Origin of the sequence: Flavobacterium ranwuense (genome assembly GCF_004349315.1) — a bacterium.
Lineage (GTDB): Bacteria > Bacteroidota > Bacteroidia > Flavobacteriales > Flavobacteriaceae > Flavobacterium > Flavobacterium ranwuense.
This window is the reverse complement of the sequence record NZ_SMLH01000009.1, coordinates 96,725-118,388: the sequence shown is the minus strand read 5'-3', so window position 1 is coordinate 118,388 and position 21,664 is coordinate 96,725. Positions and strand designations below refer to the sequence as shown.

Sequence of the window (21,664 nt, the reverse complement as noted above, 5' to 3'; positions counted from 1 at the left end):
CAAAAAACCCGTTCCAAATTAGGGAACGGGAATTAAGACTAAAACTAAAATAATTTTTTTTTATTTATTTTTTAGAACAAGAAATTCAAACCTAATTTAAAATTTCTTCCTCTAGTAGTGTATCCGCGACTTTCAACAAAATCTTTATCCAAAATATTATCTACTGTACCAAAAATATTCAATCTGTTTTTGATTAATTCATAACGAACATTGGCATTTACTAATTGATAGTCTTTCAAAATTTCGGAGTTTAAAACAGGGTCATAAGTAGGTTCCGGATAAGTGGTATACTCAAAATATCTGTCTGAAATAAATTGATAAGCCAGATTAAAGGCTAGACGTGTCGTTGCTTGCACATCCACGGAAGCATTTACTTTATGTTTTGGATTTAGAATACGAGATTGTCTTTCTAATTCTGTGAAAGTATAATTGGCATTGAATTTTACTTTATCATTAAAAGCATAAGAAATCATTGTTTCAAGACCTTTGGCTTTGTTTTTCCCATCTACATTAAAGTATTTATAAGTCATCAAATCAAATCCTATTGCATCTTCCTCTTCTCTTTGAAAAACAACTGCATTTAGCACCAATTTTTTATTTACTAAACTTACTTCAAAACCAACTTCGGCAGTCGCATCTTTCTCTGGAGATAAATCCAAATCACCATACGGAGAGTACAATTGGTACAAACTTGGAGTGACAAATGCAGTACTATAAGAAGCCAATACCTTTAAGGATTCTGAAAAGCTATACGATGGATTTACGTTATACACTAAATTATTTCCGTATTTACTATGAATAGTATAACGTGCTCCGGCATTTAAATTTAATCCAAAGTCAGAATTATAAACAGCCGTTACATAGGGATCAATCATATTGAATTTTGCTACATCAGTTGTAATTGCATCATACTGGCTTGTGTTTGACATTTCGTGGAACTGGAATTGTGCTCCTGTAACCACAAATAACTGAGATGAAATTTCATATTTATTAAAGGCATCCACATTAACGCTTCTTGACTTTGCCTGAAATAAAGATCCATAACTAAAGATGTCACGGTTGATTACATTTGCACCCGTATTAATTACCAATTCTCCTTTATTGTATTTATATTTTGGAGAAAAACCAACTCTAAATTGCTCTGAAAGACTGAAATTTGTAAGATCATCAGAAAATGAACCTGCATCAAAACCGTTTTTCATTCGGTCATAATTAGCAAAGAAATCCAAGGATAATTTCTTAGTTGGCGTAAAACCAATTTTCACTAAAGAATTTACTCTTGAAAAAGCGTCGCTTTCAAATTTAGTATTTGAATTTAATGGTTTTGCTTCAGAAATCCCTGTAATCTCCGTACTATTCAAAGAAGCAAAATAATTTATTTTTTCAAAACCACCGTTTACCGCAAAGCCCTGATTGTAATCTTGCACACTATAATCTGCCTTTTTAGCAGTTGTTTGTGTGCCTATATTTACATATGCATTTCCTGCAATAGCTTTCTTGCCTGCTTTTTTTAGTGTAATATTAATCACACCAGTCGCTGCTCCAGAGCCGTATAAAGTACTTGCAGCGCCTTTCATAATCTCAATACTTTCAATTTGTTCTACCGGAAGCAATCTCAAATCATACGATAAGCTAATCCCGGAAGCATCAGTTACCGGAACACCGTCAATCAAAATTAAAACCTGATGATTTCTTCCTCCACGAATATAAAGTCCCAAGTCTTTACCATTACGGCTCTGATTCCCATTGATTTCAACACCTGCTACCGTACTTAAAATTGAAGCTACTGATTGTCCTGCTTTTTTCTTCAAATCTTCGGCAGTAATTTTCACGATAACTTTTCCTGATTTTTCTTTTGGCAAAGCAAATTTCGAATCGGAAACAACAACCTCATCAAGTTGTTTTGGCTCTTGTTCTTGTGCATAAGTGTTCATTGCAAATAACAATGCAATCGCACTAAAGCGAATGAATTTTTTGTTCATTTTAAAAATGTAAATTTTAATAATTGTTGGGAGAAAAGCATAGAATGACCCATACCCAAACCTTTTTTCCCGAAAGTTTGATACTCGATGTAATAGGCAGGTCTCCTGGCTTGCGTCTTGTTGTTTACCTTCCCAAGAACTGAAATAAATTCAGCTAACTCAGTGGTTTTGTAGATAACAACAAGCTTGATAGCTTACAGTTGCGGGTACAGCGTGAGATTTTTGAATTTTGAATAATGATTTCGGATTTTTAAATCTGAAATCAAAAATTGTTAATTTTCAATCACTCTCTTCCCTTTTAATGTGGTTTGAAAAAACAAACCTCAACCTCAATACGGCGGCAAAGATAAAATTATATTAAGTTAATAACCTAAATAATTGCGAATTTTATAATTCAATTTTAATTACAGCCCCAAAACCTACTTTATTCTGAAAAGCGTCTTTTAGAGGTAAATCTGAAATTTTACATAAAAAACTTCGTATCACTCCTGCATGCGCCACAATGATTACTGGTTTTGAATTGGTTGCATGAAGTTCATTATTTATAAAATCAACTACTCGATCATGTAAATCTGTAAATGACTCTCCATTGGGTACACGAACATTTACAAAATCAGTCATCCAAGGTGTGAAATCATCAGGTGGAATTACATCCCAATTTTTCATTTCCCAATCCCCAAAATTCATTTCCATTAAACGGAAATCTTCATTAATAACAGCAATTTCTGAATTGTCTTTTATATAATTTGCCAAAAGCACACAGCGAAGCAAAGGACTCGAATATAATATTGCATCTTGAGGCAATTGGCTCAAAACAGAGTAAAAAATAGCGTCATAAGGCTCCATGATTTTCACATCCGATTGTCCATAACAAATTCCTTTTTCGCAAACCGTTTCCGTGTGACGTACTAAATAAACTTCCATAATGCAATAACTGATAGATAAAAAACTACTTCACAAACCTGTTGGGTTGCACCCAAACAATCTCCGGTATATCCGTCAATCCATTTCTGAAAATAACGGGCTAAAAAAAATCGAGTCAGAAAAACAGGGATTAAAACCAACAGTATTTGCAATTGGTTATAGGATAAAATAACTAATGGTAGTAATCCAAAAAAGAAAGCTCCTACCACTTCTCTCCAGGAATAACTTTGTGCAATAGGCTTGCTTTTACTGGAAGCATCTTCCCGTGAATACTCATGGGTAAAAATAATTGAAATTGCCGCTAATCGACTGATGGAATGCGCTGAAACAAGCAATAATAGAATTACAAATTGTGAATTATAAATTATAAATTTAGGATTATCCGACACATCAATTAATTGAGTCAACCCTTGAAATTTAAGCACTAACAATAGCACTAAACCAATAGCTCCATAAGCACCAATGGCGCTGTCCTTCATAATCATCAGTATTTTTTCTTTGGTCCAACCGCCACCAAAACCATCGCAAACATCAGCAAAACCATCTTCATGAAAAGCTCCCGTCACTAAAACGGAAGCAATTATAGAGAAGATTATCGCAATTTCAGGAGCAATTAAATAATTAAAAACACAGTATACTCCAAAAGCAACGCTACCTACAATCCACCCGATTAATGGAAAATAACGGGACGCTTTATTTAAATAATCTGGATTATGATCGATGTTTTTAGGACACGGAATCCTGGTGTAAAACATTAATGCCGTAAAAAATATGTGTACTTCTTTCTTCATTTTTGGAATTATATTTTGATTTTATTTCTCACGTAGAGACGCACTGCAGTGCGTCTCTACAATCGTGCGTCTCTATCGTTTATCGACCGCTAACCCCCGCAGATTCAAAACTCGCCATATCATTCAAGAAAGCTACAGCCGACTCAATTATAGGAAAAGCAATGGCACAACCCGTTCCTTCGCCCAATCGCAAATCGAGTTGCAATATAGAACGAGCTCCTAGATAATCTAATATTTTTTGATGTCCTTGCTCAGCAGAAGAATGGCAAAAAATAGCATTTTTAATAATGGACGGATTCTTTTTAGAGGCAATTAAAAAAGCGACACTACAGATAAAGCCATCAACAAGAATCAACATATTGGCTTCTTTTGCCTGAAGCATTCCACCTACCATTTGCATGATTTCAAATCCACCGAAATAGGCTAACTTGTTATCTAAATCATCCGAACCATCATAATTAGCAAGGCATTTTTTAAGGATACTAATTTTTTGATTCAACTGTTCTTTATTTACACCAGTGCCTTTTCCTACGCAATCTTCAATTGGTAATTCTAAAATAATACTCATTAAAACTGAAGCAGTAGCTGTGTTCCCAATGCCCATTTCACCAAAACCAATACAATTACTGCCCGTTTTTGCAATAGAGGCAACAATTTCACTTCCTTTCATAAAACACAATTCAACTTCTGTTTTACTCATTGCAGGTCCTTGTAAAAAAGAGTGTGTTCCCTTCCCTATTTTAGCCGAAATCAAATCCGTATTCATAGGGAAATCATAATTCACACCTGCATCCACAATAGCTAATTGGATCTTGTTTTGTTTACAAAACACATTGATTGCTGCCCCACCACTCAAAAAATTACTCACCATTTGTCTCGTTACATCTTGCGGATAGGCACTTACATCATGATTTGCAATTCCGTGGTCCGCTGCAAAAACAACTATATTTGGTTTTGTAATTTTAGGTTCTAAAGTTTGAAACACGATACCGATTTGTTTGGCGAGCACTTCTAAAACTCCCAATGAACCCGTGGGCTTAGTTTTTTGATCGATTTTATGTTGTAACGCATTTGCAAAAGCAGCAGTATCAATTTCCTTTTTAGAATCAAAAAACACTTTCTCCACCTTACTTTCGTGCAAAATACTGATTTCCTCAACTAATGGAACTTCTTGTTTTTGTTTCCAATTCAGTTGTTGCAACATGGGTTGATTGTCATAATTAGTAGCCGGTTTTCCCACACAAAAATACCCCAAGGGCTCCATATTTTCAGGCAAGCCTAATAATTGCTTGAACTGATGGTAATTCAATATGGAAACCCATCCCATGGAATACCCTTGCTCGGTTAAAGACAACCAAATATTTTGCGCCGCACAAACGGCACTAAACTTTACCGCTTCATTACTTCCAACGGTTCCAATCGTAAAATTATTCAAAACCGAACGGTCATAGCAAATGACCAAACCAAGTGGTGCTTCTTCAATCGCTTCCAGCTTAAGAGCTTTATATGCTAGTTTTTGTTGTTCGTCATCCGTTAGCGCAACTGCTTTTTCATCATAATCTAAAAACAAATTTTTAATGGCTTTCTTTATTTCAGCCGACTTGATCAGGTAGTATTTTGTTGCATCAGTCAAACCCACAGAAGGCGCCCAATGGCCCGCTTGCAGCGCTTTTTCTAGAACAGCATCCGGTACTTGATCCTCCGTAAAATGACGTGTGTCGCGACGGGATTTTAAAATTTCATCTAAATAAGTCATCTTAAAATAATTTTGTTTTTATGCTTCTTCCCAATTGATGAAACAATAATTTTCATAGGTAATCCTAGTAAATTCAGGCAGTTCAATCGCTTCAGAAAATAACGGACAATTAATTACCAAAGTATGAAATTCCCCATTTTCACCACAAGGATCTATCCCTTTTTCGTGTAATTCCTGCGCTAATTCTTTGGTCAAAATTTTTCCCAAATAATGTTCTCCCATCATTGTATTACAAGAAACAATCATCGTTACAATTCCTTTTTCAAGCATTTGGTTTACCAAAACGATTCGGTCTTGTTGCCACAAAGGTAAAATTGCTTTTAGCGATGCTGCGGCACATACTTTGTCTTCCCAATCTTTGTGGGGTTGCAAATCAATGTCTCCAAAAACGGCTGCTTCTAAATCATATTTGGCTTTTAGCATTTTCAAAACTGCAATAAACTTGGCTTCATAATCACCCCAAGTTGCAGGAATTCCTTCCAGAGGCAATCCCATTTTTTGGGCCTGTTGATTCAAAATAGACAAAGGCAATCCGTGAGAACGGGACACTTTTCCGTTTTCATTCATCATATTGAGCAGCACTTTTGGAATAAATCCTTGCATCATTGCTTGCATCATTGCATAACAACTGTCTTTTCCGCCACTCCAAGAAGTTACAAAATTCATTTTGTTTCTTTTATCGTTACAGGAATTCCAGAAACCATCAGCACCACAGTATCGGCAGTTGCAGCTATATATTGATTCATCCATCCTTGAAGTTCGGTGAATTTTCTACCAATGGGAGTTTCGGCATGAACGCCCATCCCTATTTCATTGGTTACCATAATAATTGTCGTATTTTCTTGATTGGCAATAGCATCAAATTCGGCTTTAGCTTGTTCTAAACATAATGAAACATCATTTTTAGTATCTACAAAAAAGTTTGTTAACCAAAGTGTTACGCAATCTACAATGGCGACCTTTCCAGAAAAATCAATTTCGCTCAAATTTTTTTCTTTCTCAACGTTTATCCATCGTTCGTCACGATCTTTTTGATGGCGATCGATTCTCTTTTGGAAATCATCATCCCATTTTCTGGCTGTAGCCACATACATTGGATTATCCGATAATCCTTTTGCTAAATTTTCGGCATAACTACTTTTACCGGAGCGTTCGCCGCCAGTTATTAAATATATCATTTTTATATTTTTTTAAATCCATACGGGCAATGTCGACATCCATTGCCACAACAATTCCCTCTTTTAAGATGAAACCAAGCCTTGAAAACATAGTTCCCATTTTCTAAATAATAGTCGATTCCTTCGATGAGATCAGTCGTTTTGGGTAAATCTTTAGCTTTATTATCCATTGCCGTTTCAGAAGATAGTATTGCAACATATTCGTCAATTTTAGTGGAGCAAGCAGTTGTAAAACAACTGGAACAGAGGCAATCCACCACTTCTGACGGAATAAAAATGGGCGGAAAATTGTTGCACCAGCATTTACTTCCTTCAGGTGTGTCCCCACAATTGAAAGGAGTTCCGCAAGTAGAACAGTTTTTGACTTTAATGCTATTCATTTCGTAAAGATAGTATTTGTTCAATTTTTTACTGCTAAAAATAAACAAGAAATTTTATAAATTTGGTATACCTTTGTTGCTATTGAAAAATTAAATCATGAAATTCACCTTTAAATTAATCCTTTTTGTTTTCTCTTTTTCAACTTTCGTTGGATGCAAAAAAAGTGAAAACGGGAACGTAAAAGAAAGTACTAATTCAAGAAATACAATCGAATATGCCTCGGGACTTTCTATTAATAAGCACGAAGGATATTCAGTAGTGACAGTTTCAAATCCTTGGCCTGAAGCCAATAAAAACTTCACTTATATACTAAAAGAAAAAAACGGCAGCATTCCTGATAGCCTACAAAAATACACCACAATTCCAGTTCCTTTAGAATCAATCGTCGTTACTTCAACTACCAATATTCCTTTTTTGGAAATGCTGGGAGTTGAAAAATCACTGGTGGGTTTCCCGCATACCGATTATGTTTCTTCCGAAAAAACCAGAAAACTAATTGATGCCGGCGCTGTTAAAAACATAGGACAAAACGAAAAATTAAATATGGAGCAACTCATTGAATTGGAGCCTAATTTAATTGTAACTTTTGGAGTTGACAACAACAATCCGATGATTGATAATTTACAAAAAAGCGGTCTTAAAGTATTCATTCAAGCGGACTGGATGGAACAAACTCCGCTTGGAAAAGCAGAATGGATTAAGCTTTACGGTGCTTTATTTGGAAAAGAAAAAGAAGCCAAAACGCTTTTTGATGGAATCGTTAAAAATTACAATGACGCGATACAATTGGTTGCAACCAAAAAACCAACAGCAACCGTTTTGTACGGATCTATGTATCAAAATCAATGGTATGTAGCAAGAGGAAATAGCTGGGTAGCCCAATTTATGAAAGATGCCAAAGCAAATTATTTGTGGGCAAATGTGGAAGGAACAGGAAGTCTTAGTTTGCCTTTTGAAAAAATATTAGAGAAAGCAAAAACAGCGAAATATTGGATAGCAACAGGTTCTTTTAAAAATAGTACTGAATTCGAAAACAGCAATACGCATTACAGTCAATTTGACGCTTTAAAATCTAAAAATGTGTATACTTTTGAAAGTAAATTAGGTGCAACTGGAGGAACTATTTATTATGAATTGGCACCAAGCAGACCGGATTTGGTATTGAAAGATTACATTAAAATCTTCCATCCGGAATTGCTTCCAAATTATACTTTTACTTTTGCACAAAAACTGAATTAAATTGGCGAATCAAAAACGAAATACGATTCTATTTTTCTTGCTTACTTTGGGGCTTGTGCTATTGTTTTTTGTAAACATTAGTTTTGGTTCCATCACCATACCTTTTAAAGAAGTCTATACCAGTTTAACGGGTGGTCAAGCGAGTAAATCTACTTGGGAATATATTATCATCAATTATCGGTTACCCAAAGCCATTACGGCAATTCTCGTTGGAATGGGATTATCAATCAGTGGTTTACTGATGCAAACTTTATTTCGAAATCCATTGGCCGGACCTTATGTTTTAGGACTGAGTTCTGGTGCCAGTTTAGGCGTTGCTTTCGTAATATTAGGAGCGAGCTTACTTCCGCCTTTTCTAAGTACAATTTTACTATCCTCGTATGGTGTTGTTTTAGCTTCAACTATAGGAAGCTCTATTGTATTACTCGCCGTTTTAATGGTATCACAACGGTTGCGCGATACAATGGCCATCTTAATTGTAGGGTTAATGTTTGGTAGTTTTACCAGCGCAATAGTAGGTGTTCTTACGTATTTTAGTTCGGCTGAACAATTGCAAAAGTTTACGTTTTGGTCCATGGGAAATTTAGGCAACTTATCGTGGTCTTCTATATTAATTTTATCCGTTTGTGTGGGAATTGGCTTATTATTAAGTCTGTTTAGCATCAAGCCACTGAATGCATTGTTATTGGGCGAAAATTACGCTCGCAGTTTAGGTTTGAATTTCAAAAAAACACGATTAATTATTATTTTTGCAACAAGTATTTTAGCCGGAAGCATCACCGCGTATGCAGGCCCAATTGCCTTTGTAGGACTGGCAGTTCCGCACATAGCAAAATTAGTATTCCAAACCAGCAACCATTCGGTTTTGTATTGGAGTACGTTACTTTTAGGGGCTTCGATTATGCTTATTTGTGATGTAATTTCAGAATTGCCCGGATTGGAGATCACTTTGCCAATCAATGCGGTGACGTCAATAATTGGGGCTCCTGTAGTAATTTGGTTGTTGGTCAGTAAACGAAAAATGATTGCCTAATGGAAAAAAAAATCATCTTACAAGCGTCTCAAATCAGCATTGGTTATTCTCATAAAAAAGAGAAAATCGTAGTGGCTTCGAATATTTCTATTGCTTTAAAAAAAGGAAAACTGATTGCTTTAATTGGTGCCAATGGCATCGGAAAATCAACGCTTTTAAAAACGATAACGGGAATCCAGAAACCGCTTTCCGGTGCTGTATTCTTGAATGAAAAGAAAATTACTGATTACGAACCTTTGGATTTAGCGCAAAACCTAAGTATCGTTTTGACTGAAAAATTACCGCCCAGTAATTTAACCGTTTTTGAACTCATTGCTTTAGGAAGACAGCCCTACACCAATTGGATGGGAACTTTATCGGATCTTGATATTGTAAAAGTTAACGAGGCCATGGCACTGACTCAAATCAGTCATTTAGCAACAAAAAAACATTATGAGATCAGTGACGGACAATTACAAAAAGTGTTGATTGCACGCGCATTGGCCCAAGACACTCCGTTAATAATTTTAGATGAACCTACCACTCATTTGGATTTATTGCATAAAGTAGCTTTATTCAAACTTTTGAAAAAGCTTACCCATGAAACCGGAAAATGCATTTTATTTTCTACCCATGATATTGATATGGCGATACAATTGAGTGACGAAATGATTATCATGACACCGGAAACAGTGCTTCAAGACGAGCCTTGTAATTTTATTTCTAAAGGAAGTTTTAATACTTTATTCAAAGATGAACATATTGTTTTTGACGCTGAAAAAGGGAAGTTTACAATTGTCTAAATCATTGCCCTTTCAATAAATTAATACTGACAGTCGCTAAATCAGAATCCGGAAATCTCCTGAAGAAATTAGGATCCGGATACAATCCCGCTTCAGCAGCTACTTTGTGTAAAACCGGAATTTCAACAATATACTGATCCGAAAAGCCATGCGTGGCGTCATAAGCCGTAGCAGCCGTTTTTCCAAGATTAGCAGCAGTCAAATTTGGAGCAATCGTATGCAATTCAATCATTAACAATCCGAATTTCCGAACATACGGCGACCATTTATGCAGATGTTCCAATAGATTGTCTTCGACCAAACTATTATGGATCCGTTCTCCTCTATGTGCAAATGCTCCAGTGGAATGACTCAGTCTGCCTTTGGTGATCTGTTTAGGCATTTCCCAAATTCGGTTGTGATCCAAGAAGGTTCGAACATTCAGCAAATCTTTCAAATCAATGTTATAATTTTCCAATAAATCATTGGCCAACAAATCCGGCTGGCCAATATCTCCCCAAATTACTTTGGCCCAAATATCGGCTTTGATTAAATTGGCTCGGGTTACTTTCAACGCCGCCTGGTTATAATCGGCACCCACAAGGAATAAAGGATAGTCATCCAGCATTTTTCCCCGCAAGGTTTGTCTTTCGATTACAGTATAAATATGTTCTATAAATGCTCCGTTTCCACAACCCATATCGAGAATTCCTTTTGGCTGATCCTCAATTGGCAAATTAAACAATTTGATAATAATTTCATCTACAACTTTAAAATACGTGTCATGTGCGCCTCCGCTTCCCCAAACATTCATTTCTCGGTCCACATGAATTTCATCTTCACCCGCGGCAACCGTTCGCAGTATATTTGGGTTACCAAAAAGCAAATCCTCCATTTTACTGAAAGTAGGCAAATAAGAAACCGTCACACCATAAGCAGCAGCTCTTTTGGCAAAAAACAAACCCATTTCCGTAAACTGATAATTCCCTTTTTTTTGGGTAAACCACCCCAAATGAGTAAAGAAATCGAGAATTATTTTGAAATTTTCGGGGGACTTATGAAATTCTTCGGGACGGAAGGAAATCTCCATAAAATATTTGTGAAACATGCCACTCATCCCAAGACGAACTAAAGTAGGACCTACCAAACATCCTTCTATATGTGTTAAAATCTGATGCTGAACAGAATTCGTCAACGCATCATTCGAAAAAGAAATTTCGTAATTGTGCCTGTATTTTTCGAAAATAACACGCAACCGTTCAAAAGGAGCTTCTTCAAATAATCTAGGGTGAAATTGCATCGAAAAATGCAATAAATCAATCACATCTTTATACAAATGAAACATTGAAAAAGCAGTTTCACTTTTATCATTGATGCTAAATTTAATTATATCGGTAGCATTATTGACATGATAATTCAGAAATCCTTGAGAACATAAATTCCGTAAACCCACGTTGAGATAACCTTCATTTGCTTTAAAATGTGAGGTAAGTTCGGTAAGTGTCACTTCCTTTCGGTCAAGAATATAAGACAACACTCCTTTTTTATGCAATTCATACGCAACAGGTGCAGTAACCAAACCATCCAAATGTTTGAAAATGGTACTTCTAAGGAGAACTTTATCAATCATAAAATAAGCTTTAAAGGAGGGAAAATACAATTTAATCCGGAATCACCTTCTCAAATATATGACATTTTACCCATAAAACGGACTGTATTTTTAGAGTCTAAAATTTACCGGTTATTTGCCTCTTTGCTTCGCCAATGACAAACGCCACTGAATTTGCAATATTGAAACTTCTAATTAACGGCGACATTGGAATTGTCAGATGATTGGGAAATTCGTTTAAGACAGCTGCACTCAAACCTTTACTTTCTTTTCCAAAAACCAACCAGTCACCATCTTGAAAATCATTCTCCAAATACGATTTTTCAGCATGGGAACTCATCAGGAAAACCCGGGATAAATCCGGAATTTGCGCTTTCCATTCGGCTACATTTTGATATTCTGTGACATCAAGGTGCACCCAATAATCCAATCCGGAACGTTTCAGGTTTTTATCATTAATGACAAACCCAAAAGGATGGATTAAGTGCAAACGGCTTTCGGTGCCTACACACAATCGGCCAATATTTCCCGTATTATTTGGGATTTCAGGTTCTACTAAAACAATGTTTAACATATTATACTTTATTAAAAAATTGAAAAATTAAAAAATTGAAAAATTCAGATCAAATCCTTTAAATTTCTATTTGAAAATTTTCTACTTCCAGAACTTCTCCCGCTTGTAAATCATTAAGATGTACGTTTCCTATTCGAACACGAACCAATCGTAACGTAGGAAAACCCACAGCAGCAGTCATTTTTCTGACTTGTCGAAACTTTCCTTCGTTGACTGTAATGGAAGCCCAAGAAGTAGGTCCGTGACGTTCATCCCGTATTTTTTTCCCTCTTGCACCAAAATCGGGAATTTCGTTTATCAGGAACGCCTTGCAAGGTTTCGTTATGTATTTGGTGCCATTAAAACCTATTTCGACACCTTTTTGCAATTGCTCAATTGCTTCCTGATGGATAACCCCATCAACTTGAACATAGTATTCTTTATAGACTTTTTTACTTCTTATGATTTCGCTCATCATTCCGTCCGTGGTCAACAACAATAATCCTTCGGAATCTTCGTCAAGACGGCCTATTGCCATCGTTCCTTTGGGAAAATTGTGCAATTCTCCAAGCAGTTTCTTTTTTCTTTTTAACTCGTAAATAAACTGACTCAGATACCCGTAAGGTTTGTGAATGATGAAATGAGAATGAGACATTTTATTGTATTATTTGTGCGTGCAAATATAGTTTTGTTTTTGCTGGATTTAAAATAGTGTTGCGATACATTTATTGGTGTAAACCAAAAGCTAAGTTAAATGATTAAATTACTTCGTTTAAAAGACGTAATATTATAATAGCTAATATGATATCATTAAAATTAAACATCATGGAAAATAACGATTTAGGTTCAAAAAAAACAAACAATAAGCAAAATATAAACGAAGGATTTAGCGGTCAGAATCTAGCCAAAAATACGAATCCTGAAGTATCACATCTAAAATCAGAGGTAGAAACTGATAGTCATGGAAATCAAAAAATTGTTCAAAGAGCACGTAATATTGACGGAACTCTCGAACAGAATGAGGACTGTACTCCTAAAAACTTAAGTTCAGATGTCGCGAATGTTTCCGAAGAACAAGCTAAAAAAATGGTAGAAAATAAAGATCATAACTCAGACATCATCCCAAATCGATATCCTAATGAACATCCTGATAACAAAGAAGACAGAGGGAATATCAAACTAGACGAATAAAAATTAATTTAGTTTAAAAAGGCCAATACAAATCTAATTCCGTATTGGCCATTTTTATTTTCTATCTAAATTACTGCTTCTTATTTTCCCAATCCCAATCAGTAAAGTCCCAAAAAAAAGAAAAGCCAATAGCATAAAAAAGCTGTTAAGCAACACTATATTGTAACCCAACAGATTCACATCGATAAACGGATACGGGTAAAAATTAAAAAAAGCGCCCCGAATTAAAGTGTAAACCAAATATAAGGAAGGGAAAATCAGCCAAAGGAAAATGTCTTTGAATCCCAATGCTTTTTTAGGTACAAAAAGAATCCAATATACTAAAACCAAAATTGGAATAACCAAATGCAACAATTCATCCACTACTTTTTGAGAACCCGTTGGAGCCCATAAAAATCGCAGAATCGCATTGTAAACAAGTCCTACAATGGTGATGTATAACGTAATTGCTGTTGTGTTTTTAGGTTTCGAAAAAAACAAACCCCATTTGGATTTTGGCTTCAGCCAAAGAAAAGTAAAACATATAGCCACCAAAATATTCGTTTGAATCGTAAAAAAACTAAAAAATCGAACAATTGTCTCCGGAAGAGAGGCCACACGATTGATAATGATAAGATACAATTGCAATACAACAGCAAACCAACCGACAATAGCTATAATTGCAAAAAAACGAGAATTCAATTTTAAAGATTTATCCTGCATATTTTTAAAAGTATAAAAATTAATTGACAACTAAATTTACAAATCCATGAATACTAAAACTTAAGGTAGTATTTTGATTTCCGAAAGGAAACAAGGAAACTTTTGTTTATTTTTACAAACTTACAAAAAGAAATTCTATGTCAAATATGCTTCCGTTTTTATTGATTTTCATTGTTGCTCTCGTTATTGGTATTTTCATCGGTAAACTGATTTTCTCTGCCCGATTCCAGTCGGAAAAAATTAGTTTAGAAGAAAAATTGATTGCATTTTCTTCCCAATTCAATCAACTAAAAGAACAGATTATTGTAGACAAAACAACTTTTGAAAAACAATTAGAAAACACCAATACTGAGAAAGAAAGTATTCGAAACGAAAAAGACAGCTTAGCCATCCAGCTTTCTAAAAAGGAAGTTGATTTTGAAAATCTTTGGGAGCGCAACAAAGAACAGAAAGAAGAAGTCGAAAAATTACAGGAAAAATTCACCAAAGAATTTGAGAATCTCGCCAATAAAATATTAGAAGAAAAGTCTACTAAATTCACGGAGCAGAACAAGGAAAACATGAAAAACATCCTGTCGCCTTTGCAGGATAAAATTCATTTGTTCGAAAAGAAAGTTGAAGACACACACAAAGAAAGTATTGATTATCATGCAGCTTTGCGCCAACAAATTCTAGGCTTACAAGAAATGAATATCCAAATGAGCAAAGAAACCATCAACTTGACAAAAGCTTTGAAAGGCGACAGCAAGATGCAGGGGAATTGGGGGGAATTAGTTTTAGAACGCGTTCTTGAAAAATCAGGATTAGAAAAAGGCCGTGAATATGAAGTACAACAAGCTTTCACTACCGAAGATGGAAATCGCGTTTTTCCTGACGTTGTCATCAATCTGCCGGATGGTAAAAAGATGATTGTCGATTCTAAAGTTTCTTTGACAGCTTATGAAAAATACATCAATGAGGAAGATGATATTCTGAAAATCGGATATCTAAAAGAACACGTCAATTCCATCAAACGCCATGTAGAACAATTAGGTAATAAAAATTACCACGATTTATACCAAATAGAAAGTCCTGATTTTGTCTTGCTTTTTATTCCTATTGAACCCGCATTTGCTATGGCACTGAATGAAGATACGAGTTTGTACAACAAAGCATTCGAGAAGAACATTGTCATAGTTACGCCTGCGACTTTATTAGCTACTTTACGAACTATTGACAGCATGTGGACCAACCAAAAACAACAGGAAAACGCTTTGGAAATTGCGCGCCAAGCTGGGGCTTTGTATGATAAATTTGAAGGTTTTGTAGGTGATTTAATCAAAATTGGAAAGAAGATAGACGAGAGTAAAATAGAATACAGCGGTGCCATGAATAAACTCGTAGAAGGAAAAGGAAACTTAATCGTGAGTGTGGAGAAATTGAAAAAAATGGGAGCCAAAGCGAAGAAAGCACTACCGGAAAGCATATTAAATCGAGCAGAAAAAGACGAAAATCAACTTTTAAACTAAACAAAGAATGAGGAAATTTTTAATGGTTATTGCATTAATACTTGTAGTATCAGTTGCCGGTTATTTCGCTTTTTTATACAATGCCACGTATAGCGAAGGGGTACGTTCAGGCGAACTAATAAAAGTGAGCCGAAAAGGAGTTGCATTCAAAACTTGGGAGGGCGAAATAAGTCAAGGGATTTCTGGAGCACAGATTTTCTCTTTTTCGGTGATGGACAATCAGGAAAAAGTGATTACTGATTTGAAAGATATGGAAGGTAAATATGTTCAGGTAACTTATGTGGAACGCTATAGAACATTTCCTTGGTGGGGCGATACGCGCTACTTTATTACAGACGTAAAAATGGTGAATTCTCCTTTTAAAATAAAATAAATGAACCGTACCTTTAAAACTGTCGCATCCTCTAATATTCGAATTTCAGAATTGATGCTACCGTCACACACTAATTTTAGCGGAAAGATACACGGAGGTTATATTTTGTCTTTATTAGATCAAATCGCTTTTGCCTGCGCTTCAAAATTTTCAGGAAATTATTGCGTAACCGCTTCAGTAGATACCGTGAATTTCTTAAAACCAATAGAAGTAGGCGAACTCGTTACAATGAAAGCCAGTGTCAATTATGTAGGTAACAGTTCCATGATTATTGGCATTCGTGTAGAAGCCGAGAACATTCAAACGGGAAAAATTAAACATTGTAATTCGTCTTATTTTACTATGGTCGCCAAAGACAAAGAAGGCAATAGCATGCTTGTTCCCGGATTAATTCTGTCCAATCTTAATGAAGTACGTCGCTTTTGCAATTGCATCAAACAAATCGCCTTAAAAAGGGAAAAAGACCTACACGAAGAAAAGTTTGATTACACCTCAAAAGAATCATTAGAGAACTTAAAAAAATACAACATTAAGTTGGAACTATGATTGTAATAATCATTAGTAAAGACGGCTTTTCTACGAATATTACATTTTAGAATTACAACCTAATTTCTGATTAAAAAAACCTTGAAAAATTAACTGATTTGGTGATTTTTCAACGGCTTAATGCTTTTATTTCATTTGTTTATTTCGTAACTTTAAGTAATTTAATTCATAAACCACTATGAAAAAAATTACTCTAATAGTATTACTAGTTATTGCGTTTAGAACTATTGCTCAAGAAAAAATGGTAACTTATGGAGGCACCATACATTTTGAAGCTTCAATCCCTTTATTTGAAGAAGTGAAAGCAATGAATGAAAAAACAACCTGTATTTTGATAACTAAAACGGGACAGATTGCCTGTTGGATGAACATCAAAGATTTCAAATTTGAAAGAAATCTGATGGAAGAACATTTTAATGAAAACTACATGGAAAGCAACCGATATCCCAGAGCAGTTTTTAAAGGTAAAATCGAAAAATTTGATTTAAAAAATATCAATTCAGTCGCTAAAGAATATAAAATAAATGGGAAAATTACCATTCATGGCAGAACTAGAAAAATAGGCATTAATAGTACCCTAAAAAAAGTGGATAAACGAATTGAAATTAACGCTCAATTTCCCTTAAACACTGATGATTTTATGATTGAAATTCCTTTTATTGTTCGCAGCAAAATATCTAAAAGTGTAAACACACAACTCATTTGTGTCTTAGAATAAATCTATTTTGCTATACAATCTCTTAATGCCACTTCAAGATTTTTAAATTTAAATTGAAAACCAGTTTGTTCAATTTTATCAGATGAGACTCTTCTTCCAGTCAGGACAATTATAGCCATTTCCCCCAGTACCAATTTTAATACAAAAACAGGAATATTAGGCAACCAAATAGGATAACCAAAAATACGCGCCAATGTTTTAGAAAAAATAGTATTGGTCGTATTGTCATTCATTGCTGCGTTATAAGGTCCTTCCATATTTGAATCAACTATTGCCTGAAAATAGATGCTACATAAATCATCAACATGAATCCATGGCATGTATTGCTTTCCGGAACCCAATGCAGAACCCAATCTAAACTTGAATAAAGGAAGCAGTTTCTTTAAAAAACCATCATTTTTCCCTAATACCAATCCCGTGCGGATTTTTACGGTTCGAATATGCAAGTTTTCAATAAAATCCAAAGTCCCTTCCCATCTCTGGCAGGTATACCCTAAGAAATCATTTGCAGGAGGCATGTTTTCTGAACAAATCTCTTCGCCATTTACGGCTCCATAAATACCTACCGCCGAAGCTGAAATAAAAGCTTCGAGTTTTTTATTGTTCGTTTTTAAAACGGAATACAACAACTGAGTAGATTTTTCCCGGCTGTCTATAATAGCAGCTTTTCGTTTGGCGGTCCATCTTTTCTCAGCAATATTTTCACCTGCTAAGTGAATTATATAATCAGCTTTTAAAACCGCTTCTTCATCGATAGTCTGATTTATAACATCCCACTTGTAATAGAAAATGTCACCCTTGTTTTGTTTTTCACTTCTACTCAAGATGGAAACTGAGTACCCTTTTGCTATCAATAAGCCTGTTAAATGGCTGCCAATAAATCCTGAACCTCCGCTGATTAACACATTTTTTTTCATCATAATGTAAAGCTAATGATTTATAATGATATAAAATTATATTAAATTTTGTTTAACTTTATTAATATATAGTTAAACATTTCATATCTTTATACTTTAATTAGAAATATACAAAAAATGGCTGCTAAAAAAACAATACTAACAAAGGACAAAATAGTTTTAATGTACATGAACTATGTACTCGATCATAGTGAAAAACCGAAATCAGTATATCATTTTGCAAAAATAAATGATTTTACGGAAGCTGATTTCTATACATTCTTTGGAACTATAGAAAGTATCGAGAAAGAGATTTTTAAAATGTTTTTAGAAAAAACGGTAGAATTACTGAATAAAAACAAAGAATACGAGATGTATGATATGAAAAGTAAAATGCTAAGTTTCTATTTTACTTTTTTTGAAATTCTAACAGCGAACAGAAGTTATGTTATGCTCGTTTTAAAAGAACACAACATTCAATTAAAGAAACTAATGCAACTTTCTAAACTTAGAAACAGTTTTAAAAATTATCTGATTGAAATAATCTCAGACGAGTTTAGAACGCAACAAGAAAAACTTCAAAATTTCCAAGAGAAAGCATTTCAGGAAACGTCTTGGATACAACTTTTATTGACGCTAAAATTCTGGCTAGATGATTCTTCTCCTGCTTTTGAGAAAACAGACATCTATATTGAGAAGTCTGTAAAAGCCACATTTGAATTGATGAACATCACTCCGCTAGATAGCTTAATAGACTTTGGAAAATTTATTTTCAAAGAAAAAATATACAACAAGTAATGAAAACGATAGACTACATACCTACTACAAAAATTGAAAGAGCTACAAAACTGGTGCAAACAGGTGCAAAAGTTGGTGTAAACTACCTGAAATATTACGGAAAAAAAATGGTTAATTCAGATTTGACTCGTGACAAACTCAACGAAGATAACGCAGAAGATATTTATGACGGACTGAAAAGTTTGAAAGGAAGTGCGCTGAAAGTAGCGCAAATGTTAAGCATGGACAAAAGCTTTTTGCCGCAGGCTTATGTAGAAAAATTTTCACTTTCACAATTTTCTGTTCCTCCACTTTCGGCACCATTAGTGTTAAAAACCTTCCAGACAAATTTTGGAAAAACACCTTATGAAATTTTTGATGAATTCAATGCTAATTCTGTTAATGCCGCAAGTATAGGACAAGTTCATGTTGCAGTAAAAGATGGTAAAAAGCTGGCTGTAAAAATCCAATATCCTGGCGTTGCCAATAGTATTTCGTCAGATTTGGCTTTGGTAAAACCAATAGCGATTAGAATGTTTAACCTTCAGGGGAAAGATTCTGACAAGTATTTTAAGGAAGTTGAAGACAAATTGATTGAGGAAACCAATTATTTATTGGAATTGAAACAAAGCCAAGAAGTTGTTGAAGCCTGTAAAAAGATTGAAAATTTGGTTTTCCCGAATTACTATTCTGAATATTCATCGGAGAAGATTATCACGATGGATTGGATGACAGGAATACATCTTTCGGAGTTTACCAATAAAAATGACAATCAGGAAATCGCAGACAAAATTGGTCAAGCTTTATGGGATTTCTACATGTATCAGATACATATCCTGAAAAAAGTACATGCTGATCCGCATCCGGGAAATTTCTTGATTAACGATGAAAACCAATTAATGGCACTGGATTTTGGTTGTATGAAACTAATCCCTAATGACTTCTATATTCCTTATTTCGAATTAATAAACAAAGAAGTAATTGATAACAAGAAACTTTTTAGCCAAAAATTATTCGAATTAGAAATCCTTAGAGTGGATGATTCCAAAGAGGAAGTGGCGTATTTCACTCAAATGTTTTACGATTTGTTATCGCTTTTCACTAAACCTTTTCAAACCGAAACTTTTGATTTCTCGGACGCAGCATTTTTTGAAAGCATCGCACAATTGGGCGAACGATTTTCAAAAGACACAAATCTTAGAAAAATGAATGGCAATCGAGGTTCCAAACACTTCATTTATATGAACCGAACTTTTTTTGGATTATACAATTTGATGTTTGATTTGAAAGCGAAAATCGTTGTCAATGAATATCAAAAATACAACTAGTGAAAAAGGGAAATCTGCCTTCAAAAATGTGTTTGGTTTGTAACCGACCTTTTAGCTGGCGGAAAAAATGGGAAAAGGTTTGGGACGAAGTCAAATATTGTAGTGAAAAATGCAAAAGAAACAAAAAGGGTTAGTCTGGTTTAGAAATGATTTGAGAGTCAATGATAATGAATCTTTGACAAATGCTATTGATGAAAATGAAATCGTAATCGCGATGTACTGTTTTGATCCAAGGCATTTTAAACAAACAAGATTTGGTTTTAAGAAAACAGAGAAATTCCGGGCTAAATTCCTAATTGAATCGGTAACAGCATTGAAACAAAATCTGGAAAAATTAAATATTCAACTTTTGGTGTATCATCAAAATCCCGAAGATTCTATTCCCGAAATTGTAGCTCAAAACGAAATTAATTCTGTTTACTTTCAAGAAGAATGGACGAGTGAGGAAATGGAAGTTTTAGAGAATATAAAATCTAAAGTTCCAGATTCAGTATTGTTCAAAGCTACTTACAATCAGTTCTTATTTCATCCTGCAAACATTCCGTTTGACATTTCATCTATTCCAAATGTTTTTACACAATTCAGGAATCAATGTGAAAAATCAATAAAAGTCAGACCTGAATTTGCAGCTCAACCGCTGTCTAAAGAAAATTGGGCCACAAACAAAACTGTAATTCCTACGATGAAAACATTAGGATTTAGTGATTTTGAAATAGATTCCAGAACGGCATTTCCTTTTTGCGGTGGTGAAAACGAAGCGCTACAAAGACTGGAGCATTATTTTTGGAAAACCAAAAAACTAAGTGTTTATAAATTGACTCGCAACGGATTAATTAGGACTGATTTTAGTTCGAAATTTTCTCCTTGGTTGGCAAACGGTTCCATTTCGGCGAAAACTATTTATTGGGAGATTGTTAGATATGAGCAACAAATCAGGAAAAATGATTCTACGTATTGGTTGATTTTCGAACTGATTTGGAGGGATTATTTTAAATATGTTTCGATGAAAAATGGGAATTCGATTTTTAAAATTGGAGGGATTTTAGACAAAAAATACGATTGGAAAACCAATCCATCAGACATAAACAATTGGATTAACGGCACGACAGAAGAGCCTTTTGTAAATGCCAACATGATTGAATTACAACAAACCGGTTGGATGAGCAATCGCGGGAGACAAAATGTAGCATCTTATTTTGCAAAGGAGCTTCTGTTAGACTGGCGTATCGGAGCCGCTTATTTTGAAGCGATGCTTATTGATTACGATGTACACAGCAATTACGGGAATTGGATGTATGTTTCAGGAGTTGGAAACGACCTAAGAGATCGAAAATTCAATATTAAGCTACAAGCTGAAAATTACGACGGGCAATCAAAATTCCAGAAATTATGGCTACAACAACAATTATTTTAAAAAT

At 34.7% G+C, this 21,664-nt stretch carries 25 protein-coding genes and 1 riboswitch; of the genes, 13 read left to right on the top strand and 12 right to left on the bottom strand.

The genetic code is table 11. From position 1 onward, the window contains the following. Positions 1–71 precede the first annotated feature (71 nt). The 7 genes from E0I61_RS13795 to E0I61_RS16500 all read right to left on the bottom strand — a co-directional run bounded on the left by E0I61_RS13795 (position 72) and on the right by E0I61_RS16500 (position 6,801). Positions 72–1,982 carry a TonB-dependent receptor plug domain-containing protein gene (locus E0I61_RS13795; RefSeq protein ID WP_132072109.1) on the bottom strand — a complete coding sequence of 637 codons (1,911 nt, stop codon included), beginning with the start codon at positions 1,980–1,982 and terminating at the stop codon, positions 72–74. Positions 1,983–2,059: 77 nt separating this feature from the next. Further along, a riboswitch (cobalamin riboswitch) is annotated at positions 2,060–2,323 on the bottom strand. Between the two features lie 46 nt (positions 2,324–2,369). Beyond that, entirely contained in the window at positions 2,370–2,906 is a 537-nt protein-coding gene (gene cobC / locus E0I61_RS13790; protein ID WP_132072107.1) for an alpha-ribazole phosphatase, read from the bottom strand. Beyond that, entirely contained in the window at positions 2,891–3,697 is an 807-nt protein-coding gene (locus E0I61_RS13785) for an adenosylcobinamide-GDP ribazoletransferase (protein ID WP_132072105.1), read from the bottom strand. Before E0I61_RS13785 ends, cobC begins: the two co-directional genes overlap by 16 nt. A gap of 79 nt (positions 3,698–3,776) precedes the next feature. Then, positions 3,777–5,453 carry a nicotinate-nucleotide--dimethylbenzimidazole phosphoribosyltransferase gene (gene cobT, locus E0I61_RS13780; RefSeq protein ID WP_132072103.1) on the bottom strand — a complete coding sequence of 559 codons (1,677 nt, stop codon included), beginning with the start codon at positions 5,451–5,453 and terminating at the stop codon, positions 3,777–3,779. A gap of 18 nt (positions 5,454–5,471) precedes the next feature. Then, complete coding sequence (locus E0I61_RS13775; RefSeq protein ID WP_132072101.1) at positions 5,472–6,119, bottom strand: Dph6-related ATP pyrophosphatase; 648 nt, start codon at positions 6,117–6,119, stop codon at positions 5,472–5,474. Then, the gene (cobU, locus tag E0I61_RS13770; protein WP_132072099.1) at positions 6,116–6,631 is read right to left on the bottom strand and encodes a bifunctional adenosylcobinamide kinase/adenosylcobinamide-phosphate guanylyltransferase; all 516 of its coding nucleotides are present in this window, start codon (positions 6,629–6,631) and stop codon (positions 6,116–6,118) included. The genes E0I61_RS13775 and cobU overlap by 4 nt, the downstream gene beginning before the upstream one ends. Before the next feature lie 2 nt (positions 6,632–6,633). Then, a complete protein-coding gene (locus E0I61_RS16500; protein WP_235832131.1) occupies positions 6,634–6,801 on the bottom strand; it encodes a DUF5522 domain-containing protein in 168 nt (55 codons plus the stop codon). Here E0I61_RS16500 and E0I61_RS16495 point away from each other — a divergent pair. The 4 genes from E0I61_RS16495 (at position 6,758) to E0I61_RS13750 (ending at position 10,066) form a co-directional block, all read left to right on the top strand. Beyond that, the gene (locus tag E0I61_RS16495; RefSeq protein WP_235832132.1) at positions 6,758–7,018 is read left to right on the top strand and encodes a hypothetical protein; all 261 of its coding nucleotides are present in this window, start codon (positions 6,758–6,760) and stop codon (positions 7,016–7,018) included. The two genes, E0I61_RS16500 and E0I61_RS16495, sit on opposite strands and share 44 nt — an antisense overlap. Positions 7,019–7,108: 90 nt before the next feature. Then, a complete protein-coding gene (locus tag E0I61_RS13760; RefSeq protein ID WP_132072095.1) occupies positions 7,109–8,251 on the top strand; it encodes an ABC transporter substrate-binding protein in 1,143 nt (380 codons plus the stop codon). Position 8,252: 1 nt separating this feature from the next. Continuing rightward, positions 8,253–9,284 (top strand): iron ABC transporter permease, encoded by a 1,032-nt coding sequence (locus E0I61_RS13755; RefSeq protein WP_131992750.1) that lies wholly within the window; start codon positions 8,253–8,255, stop codon positions 9,282–9,284. Further along, positions 9,284–10,066, top strand: a complete 783-nt coding sequence (locus E0I61_RS13750) for an ABC transporter ATP-binding protein (protein ID WP_132072093.1) — start codon at positions 9,284–9,286, stop codon at positions 10,064–10,066. Before E0I61_RS13755 ends, E0I61_RS13750 begins: the two co-directional genes overlap by 1 nt. Before the next feature lies 1 nt (position 10,067). Here the strand turns inward: E0I61_RS13750 and E0I61_RS13745 are convergent, their stop codons facing one another. The 3 genes from E0I61_RS13745 to E0I61_RS13735 form a co-directional block, all read right to left on the bottom strand. Continuing rightward, positions 10,068–11,675: a class I SAM-dependent methyltransferase gene (locus tag E0I61_RS13745; RefSeq protein ID WP_132072091.1), complete on the bottom strand. Its 1,608-nt coding sequence runs from the start codon at positions 11,673–11,675 to the stop codon at positions 10,068–10,070. A 97-nt stretch (positions 11,676–11,772) separates the two neighbouring features. Continuing rightward, positions 11,773–12,228: a tRNA (cytidine(34)-2'-O)-methyltransferase gene (locus E0I61_RS13740; protein WP_132072089.1), complete on the bottom strand. Its 456-nt coding sequence runs from the start codon at positions 12,226–12,228 to the stop codon at positions 11,773–11,775. Between the two features lie 58 nt (positions 12,229–12,286). After that, on the bottom strand, positions 12,287–12,862 hold the full coding sequence (locus E0I61_RS13735; protein WP_132072087.1) for a pseudouridine synthase: 576 nt from the start codon (positions 12,860–12,862) through the stop codon (positions 12,287–12,289). A 170-nt stretch (positions 12,863–13,032) separates the two neighbouring features. Here E0I61_RS13735 and E0I61_RS13730 point away from each other — a divergent pair, with 170 nt between their 5' ends. Beyond that, positions 13,033–13,398 (top strand): hypothetical protein, encoded by a 366-nt coding sequence (locus E0I61_RS13730; RefSeq protein WP_131992764.1) that lies wholly within the window; start codon positions 13,033–13,035, stop codon positions 13,396–13,398. Positions 13,399–13,452: 54 nt separating this feature from the next. On the opposite strand, the gene E0I61_RS13725 is transcribed toward E0I61_RS13730, so the two are convergent. After that, positions 13,453–14,100, bottom strand: coding sequence for a Pr6Pr family membrane protein (locus E0I61_RS13725; RefSeq protein ID WP_132072085.1), 648 nt, complete (start codon positions 14,098–14,100; stop codon positions 13,453–13,455). A gap of 137 nt (positions 14,101–14,237) precedes the next feature. On the opposite strand from E0I61_RS13725, the gene rmuC reads away from it, so the two are divergent. The 4 genes from rmuC to E0I61_RS13705 all read left to right on the top strand — a co-directional run bounded on the left by rmuC (position 14,238) and on the right by E0I61_RS13705 (position 17,245). Further along, positions 14,238–15,608, top strand: coding sequence for a DNA recombination protein RmuC (gene rmuC, locus E0I61_RS13720; RefSeq protein WP_131992770.1), 1,371 nt, complete (start codon positions 14,238–14,240; stop codon positions 15,606–15,608). Positions 15,609–15,615: 7 nt separating this feature from the next. Beyond that, positions 15,616–15,981, top strand: coding sequence for a 6-phosphogluconate dehydrogenase (locus E0I61_RS13715; RefSeq protein ID WP_131992773.1), 366 nt, complete (start codon positions 15,616–15,618; stop codon positions 15,979–15,981). Beyond that, complete coding sequence (locus E0I61_RS13710; protein WP_132072083.1) at positions 15,982–16,527, top strand: acyl-CoA thioesterase; 546 nt, start codon at positions 15,982–15,984, stop codon at positions 16,525–16,527. It abuts the gene before it with no gap. 178 nt (positions 16,528–16,705) lie between these two features. Beyond that, positions 16,706–17,245 carry a YceI family protein gene (locus E0I61_RS13705; RefSeq protein ID WP_132072081.1) on the top strand — a complete coding sequence of 180 codons (540 nt, stop codon included), beginning with the start codon at positions 16,706–16,708 and terminating at the stop codon, positions 17,243–17,245. Positions 17,246–17,247: 2 nt separating this feature from the next. Here the strand turns inward: E0I61_RS13705 and E0I61_RS13700 are convergent, their stop codons facing one another. After that, complete coding sequence (locus tag E0I61_RS13700; protein ID WP_235832128.1) at positions 17,248–18,165, bottom strand: TIGR01777 family oxidoreductase; 918 nt, start codon at positions 18,163–18,165, stop codon at positions 17,248–17,250. A gap of 114 nt (positions 18,166–18,279) precedes the next feature. On the opposite strand from E0I61_RS13700, the gene E0I61_RS13695 reads away from it, so the two are divergent. The 4 genes from E0I61_RS13695 to E0I61_RS13680 are packed head-to-tail and all read left to right on the top strand — an operon-like array spanning position 18,280 to position 21,660. Next, complete coding sequence (locus tag E0I61_RS13695; RefSeq protein WP_131992782.1) at positions 18,280–18,939, top strand: TetR family transcriptional regulator C-terminal domain-containing protein; 660 nt, start codon at positions 18,280–18,282, stop codon at positions 18,937–18,939. After that, the gene (locus tag E0I61_RS13690; protein WP_132072079.1) at positions 18,939–20,246 is read left to right on the top strand and encodes an ABC1 kinase family protein; all 1,308 of its coding nucleotides are present in this window, start codon (positions 18,939–18,941) and stop codon (positions 20,244–20,246) included. The genes E0I61_RS13695 and E0I61_RS13690 overlap by 1 nt, the downstream gene beginning before the upstream one ends. Continuing rightward, a complete protein-coding gene (locus E0I61_RS13685; protein ID WP_131992787.1) occupies positions 20,246–20,380 on the top strand; it encodes a DUF2256 domain-containing protein in 135 nt (44 codons plus the stop codon). The genes E0I61_RS13690 and E0I61_RS13685 overlap by 1 nt, the downstream gene beginning before the upstream one ends. After that, positions 20,356–21,660 (top strand): DASH family cryptochrome, encoded by a 1,305-nt coding sequence (locus tag E0I61_RS13680; protein ID WP_132072077.1) that lies wholly within the window; start codon positions 20,356–20,358, stop codon positions 21,658–21,660. Before E0I61_RS13685 ends, E0I61_RS13680 begins: the two co-directional genes overlap by 25 nt. The last annotated feature ends 4 nt before the right edge of the window (positions 21,661–21,664 follow it).

Excerpts from the sequence above, each read along its gene's own strand:
- E0I61_RS13795 (WP_132072109.1), bottom strand. The coding sequence starts at position 1,982 with ATGAACAAAAAATTCATTCGCTTTAGTGCGATTGCATTGTTATTTGCA.
- cobC (WP_132072107.1), bottom strand. The coding sequence starts at position 2,906 with ATGGAAGTTTATTTAGTACGTCACACGGAAACGGTTTGCGAAAAAGGA.
- E0I61_RS13785 (WP_132072105.1), bottom strand. The coding sequence starts at position 3,697 with ATGAAGAAAGAAGTACACATATTTTTTACGGCATTAATGTTTTACACC.
- cobT (WP_132072103.1), bottom strand. The coding sequence starts at position 5,453 with ATGACTTATTTAGATGAAATTTTAAAATCCCGTCGCGACACACGTCAT.
- E0I61_RS13775 (WP_132072101.1), bottom strand. The coding sequence starts at position 6,119 with ATGAATTTTGTAACTTCTTGGAGTGGCGGAAAAGACAGTTGTTATGCA.
- cobU (WP_132072099.1), bottom strand. The coding sequence starts at position 6,631 with ATGATATATTTAATAACTGGCGGCGAACGCTCCGGTAAAAGTAGTTAT.
- E0I61_RS16495 (WP_235832132.1), top strand. The coding sequence starts at position 6,758 with ATGAGATCAGTCGTTTTGGGTAAATCTTTAGCTTTATTATCCATTGCC.
- E0I61_RS16500 (WP_235832131.1), bottom strand. The coding sequence starts at position 6,801 with ATGGATAATAAAGCTAAAGATTTACCCAAAACGACTGATCTCATCGAA.
- E0I61_RS13760 (WP_132072095.1), top strand. The coding sequence starts at position 7,109 with ATGAAATTCACCTTTAAATTAATCCTTTTTGTTTTCTCTTTTTCAACT.
- E0I61_RS13750 (WP_132072093.1), top strand. The coding sequence starts at position 9,284 with ATGGAAAAAAAAATCATCTTACAAGCGTCTCAAATCAGCATTGGTTAT.
- E0I61_RS13745 (WP_132072091.1), bottom strand. The coding sequence starts at position 11,675 with ATGATTGATAAAGTTCTCCTTAGAAGTACCATTTTCAAACATTTGGAT.
- E0I61_RS13740 (WP_132072089.1), bottom strand. The coding sequence starts at position 12,228 with ATGTTAAACATTGTTTTAGTAGAACCTGAAATCCCAAATAATACGGGA.
- E0I61_RS13735 (WP_132072087.1), bottom strand. The coding sequence starts at position 12,862 with ATGTCTCATTCTCATTTCATCATTCACAAACCTTACGGGTATCTGAGT.
- E0I61_RS13730 (WP_131992764.1), top strand. The coding sequence starts at position 13,033 with ATGGAAAATAACGATTTAGGTTCAAAAAAAACAAACAATAAGCAAAAT.
- E0I61_RS13725 (WP_132072085.1), bottom strand. The coding sequence starts at position 14,100 with ATGCAGGATAAATCTTTAAAATTGAATTCTCGTTTTTTTGCAATTATA.
- rmuC (WP_131992770.1), top strand. The coding sequence starts at position 14,238 with ATGTCAAATATGCTTCCGTTTTTATTGATTTTCATTGTTGCTCTCGTT.
- E0I61_RS13715 (WP_131992773.1), top strand. The coding sequence starts at position 15,616 with ATGAGGAAATTTTTAATGGTTATTGCATTAATACTTGTAGTATCAGTT.
- E0I61_RS13710 (WP_132072083.1), top strand. The coding sequence starts at position 15,982 with ATGAACCGTACCTTTAAAACTGTCGCATCCTCTAATATTCGAATTTCA.
- E0I61_RS13705 (WP_132072081.1), top strand. The coding sequence starts at position 16,706 with ATGAAAAAAATTACTCTAATAGTATTACTAGTTATTGCGTTTAGAACT.
- E0I61_RS13700 (WP_235832128.1), bottom strand. The coding sequence starts at position 18,165 with ATGATGAAAAAAAATGTGTTAATCAGCGGAGGTTCAGGATTTATTGGC.
- E0I61_RS13695 (WP_131992782.1), top strand. The coding sequence starts at position 18,280 with ATGGCTGCTAAAAAAACAATACTAACAAAGGACAAAATAGTTTTAATG.
- E0I61_RS13690 (WP_132072079.1), top strand. The coding sequence starts at position 18,939 with ATGAAAACGATAGACTACATACCTACTACAAAAATTGAAAGAGCTACA.
- E0I61_RS13680 (WP_132072077.1), top strand. The coding sequence starts at position 20,356 with ATGCAAAAGAAACAAAAAGGGTTAGTCTGGTTTAGAAATGATTTGAGA.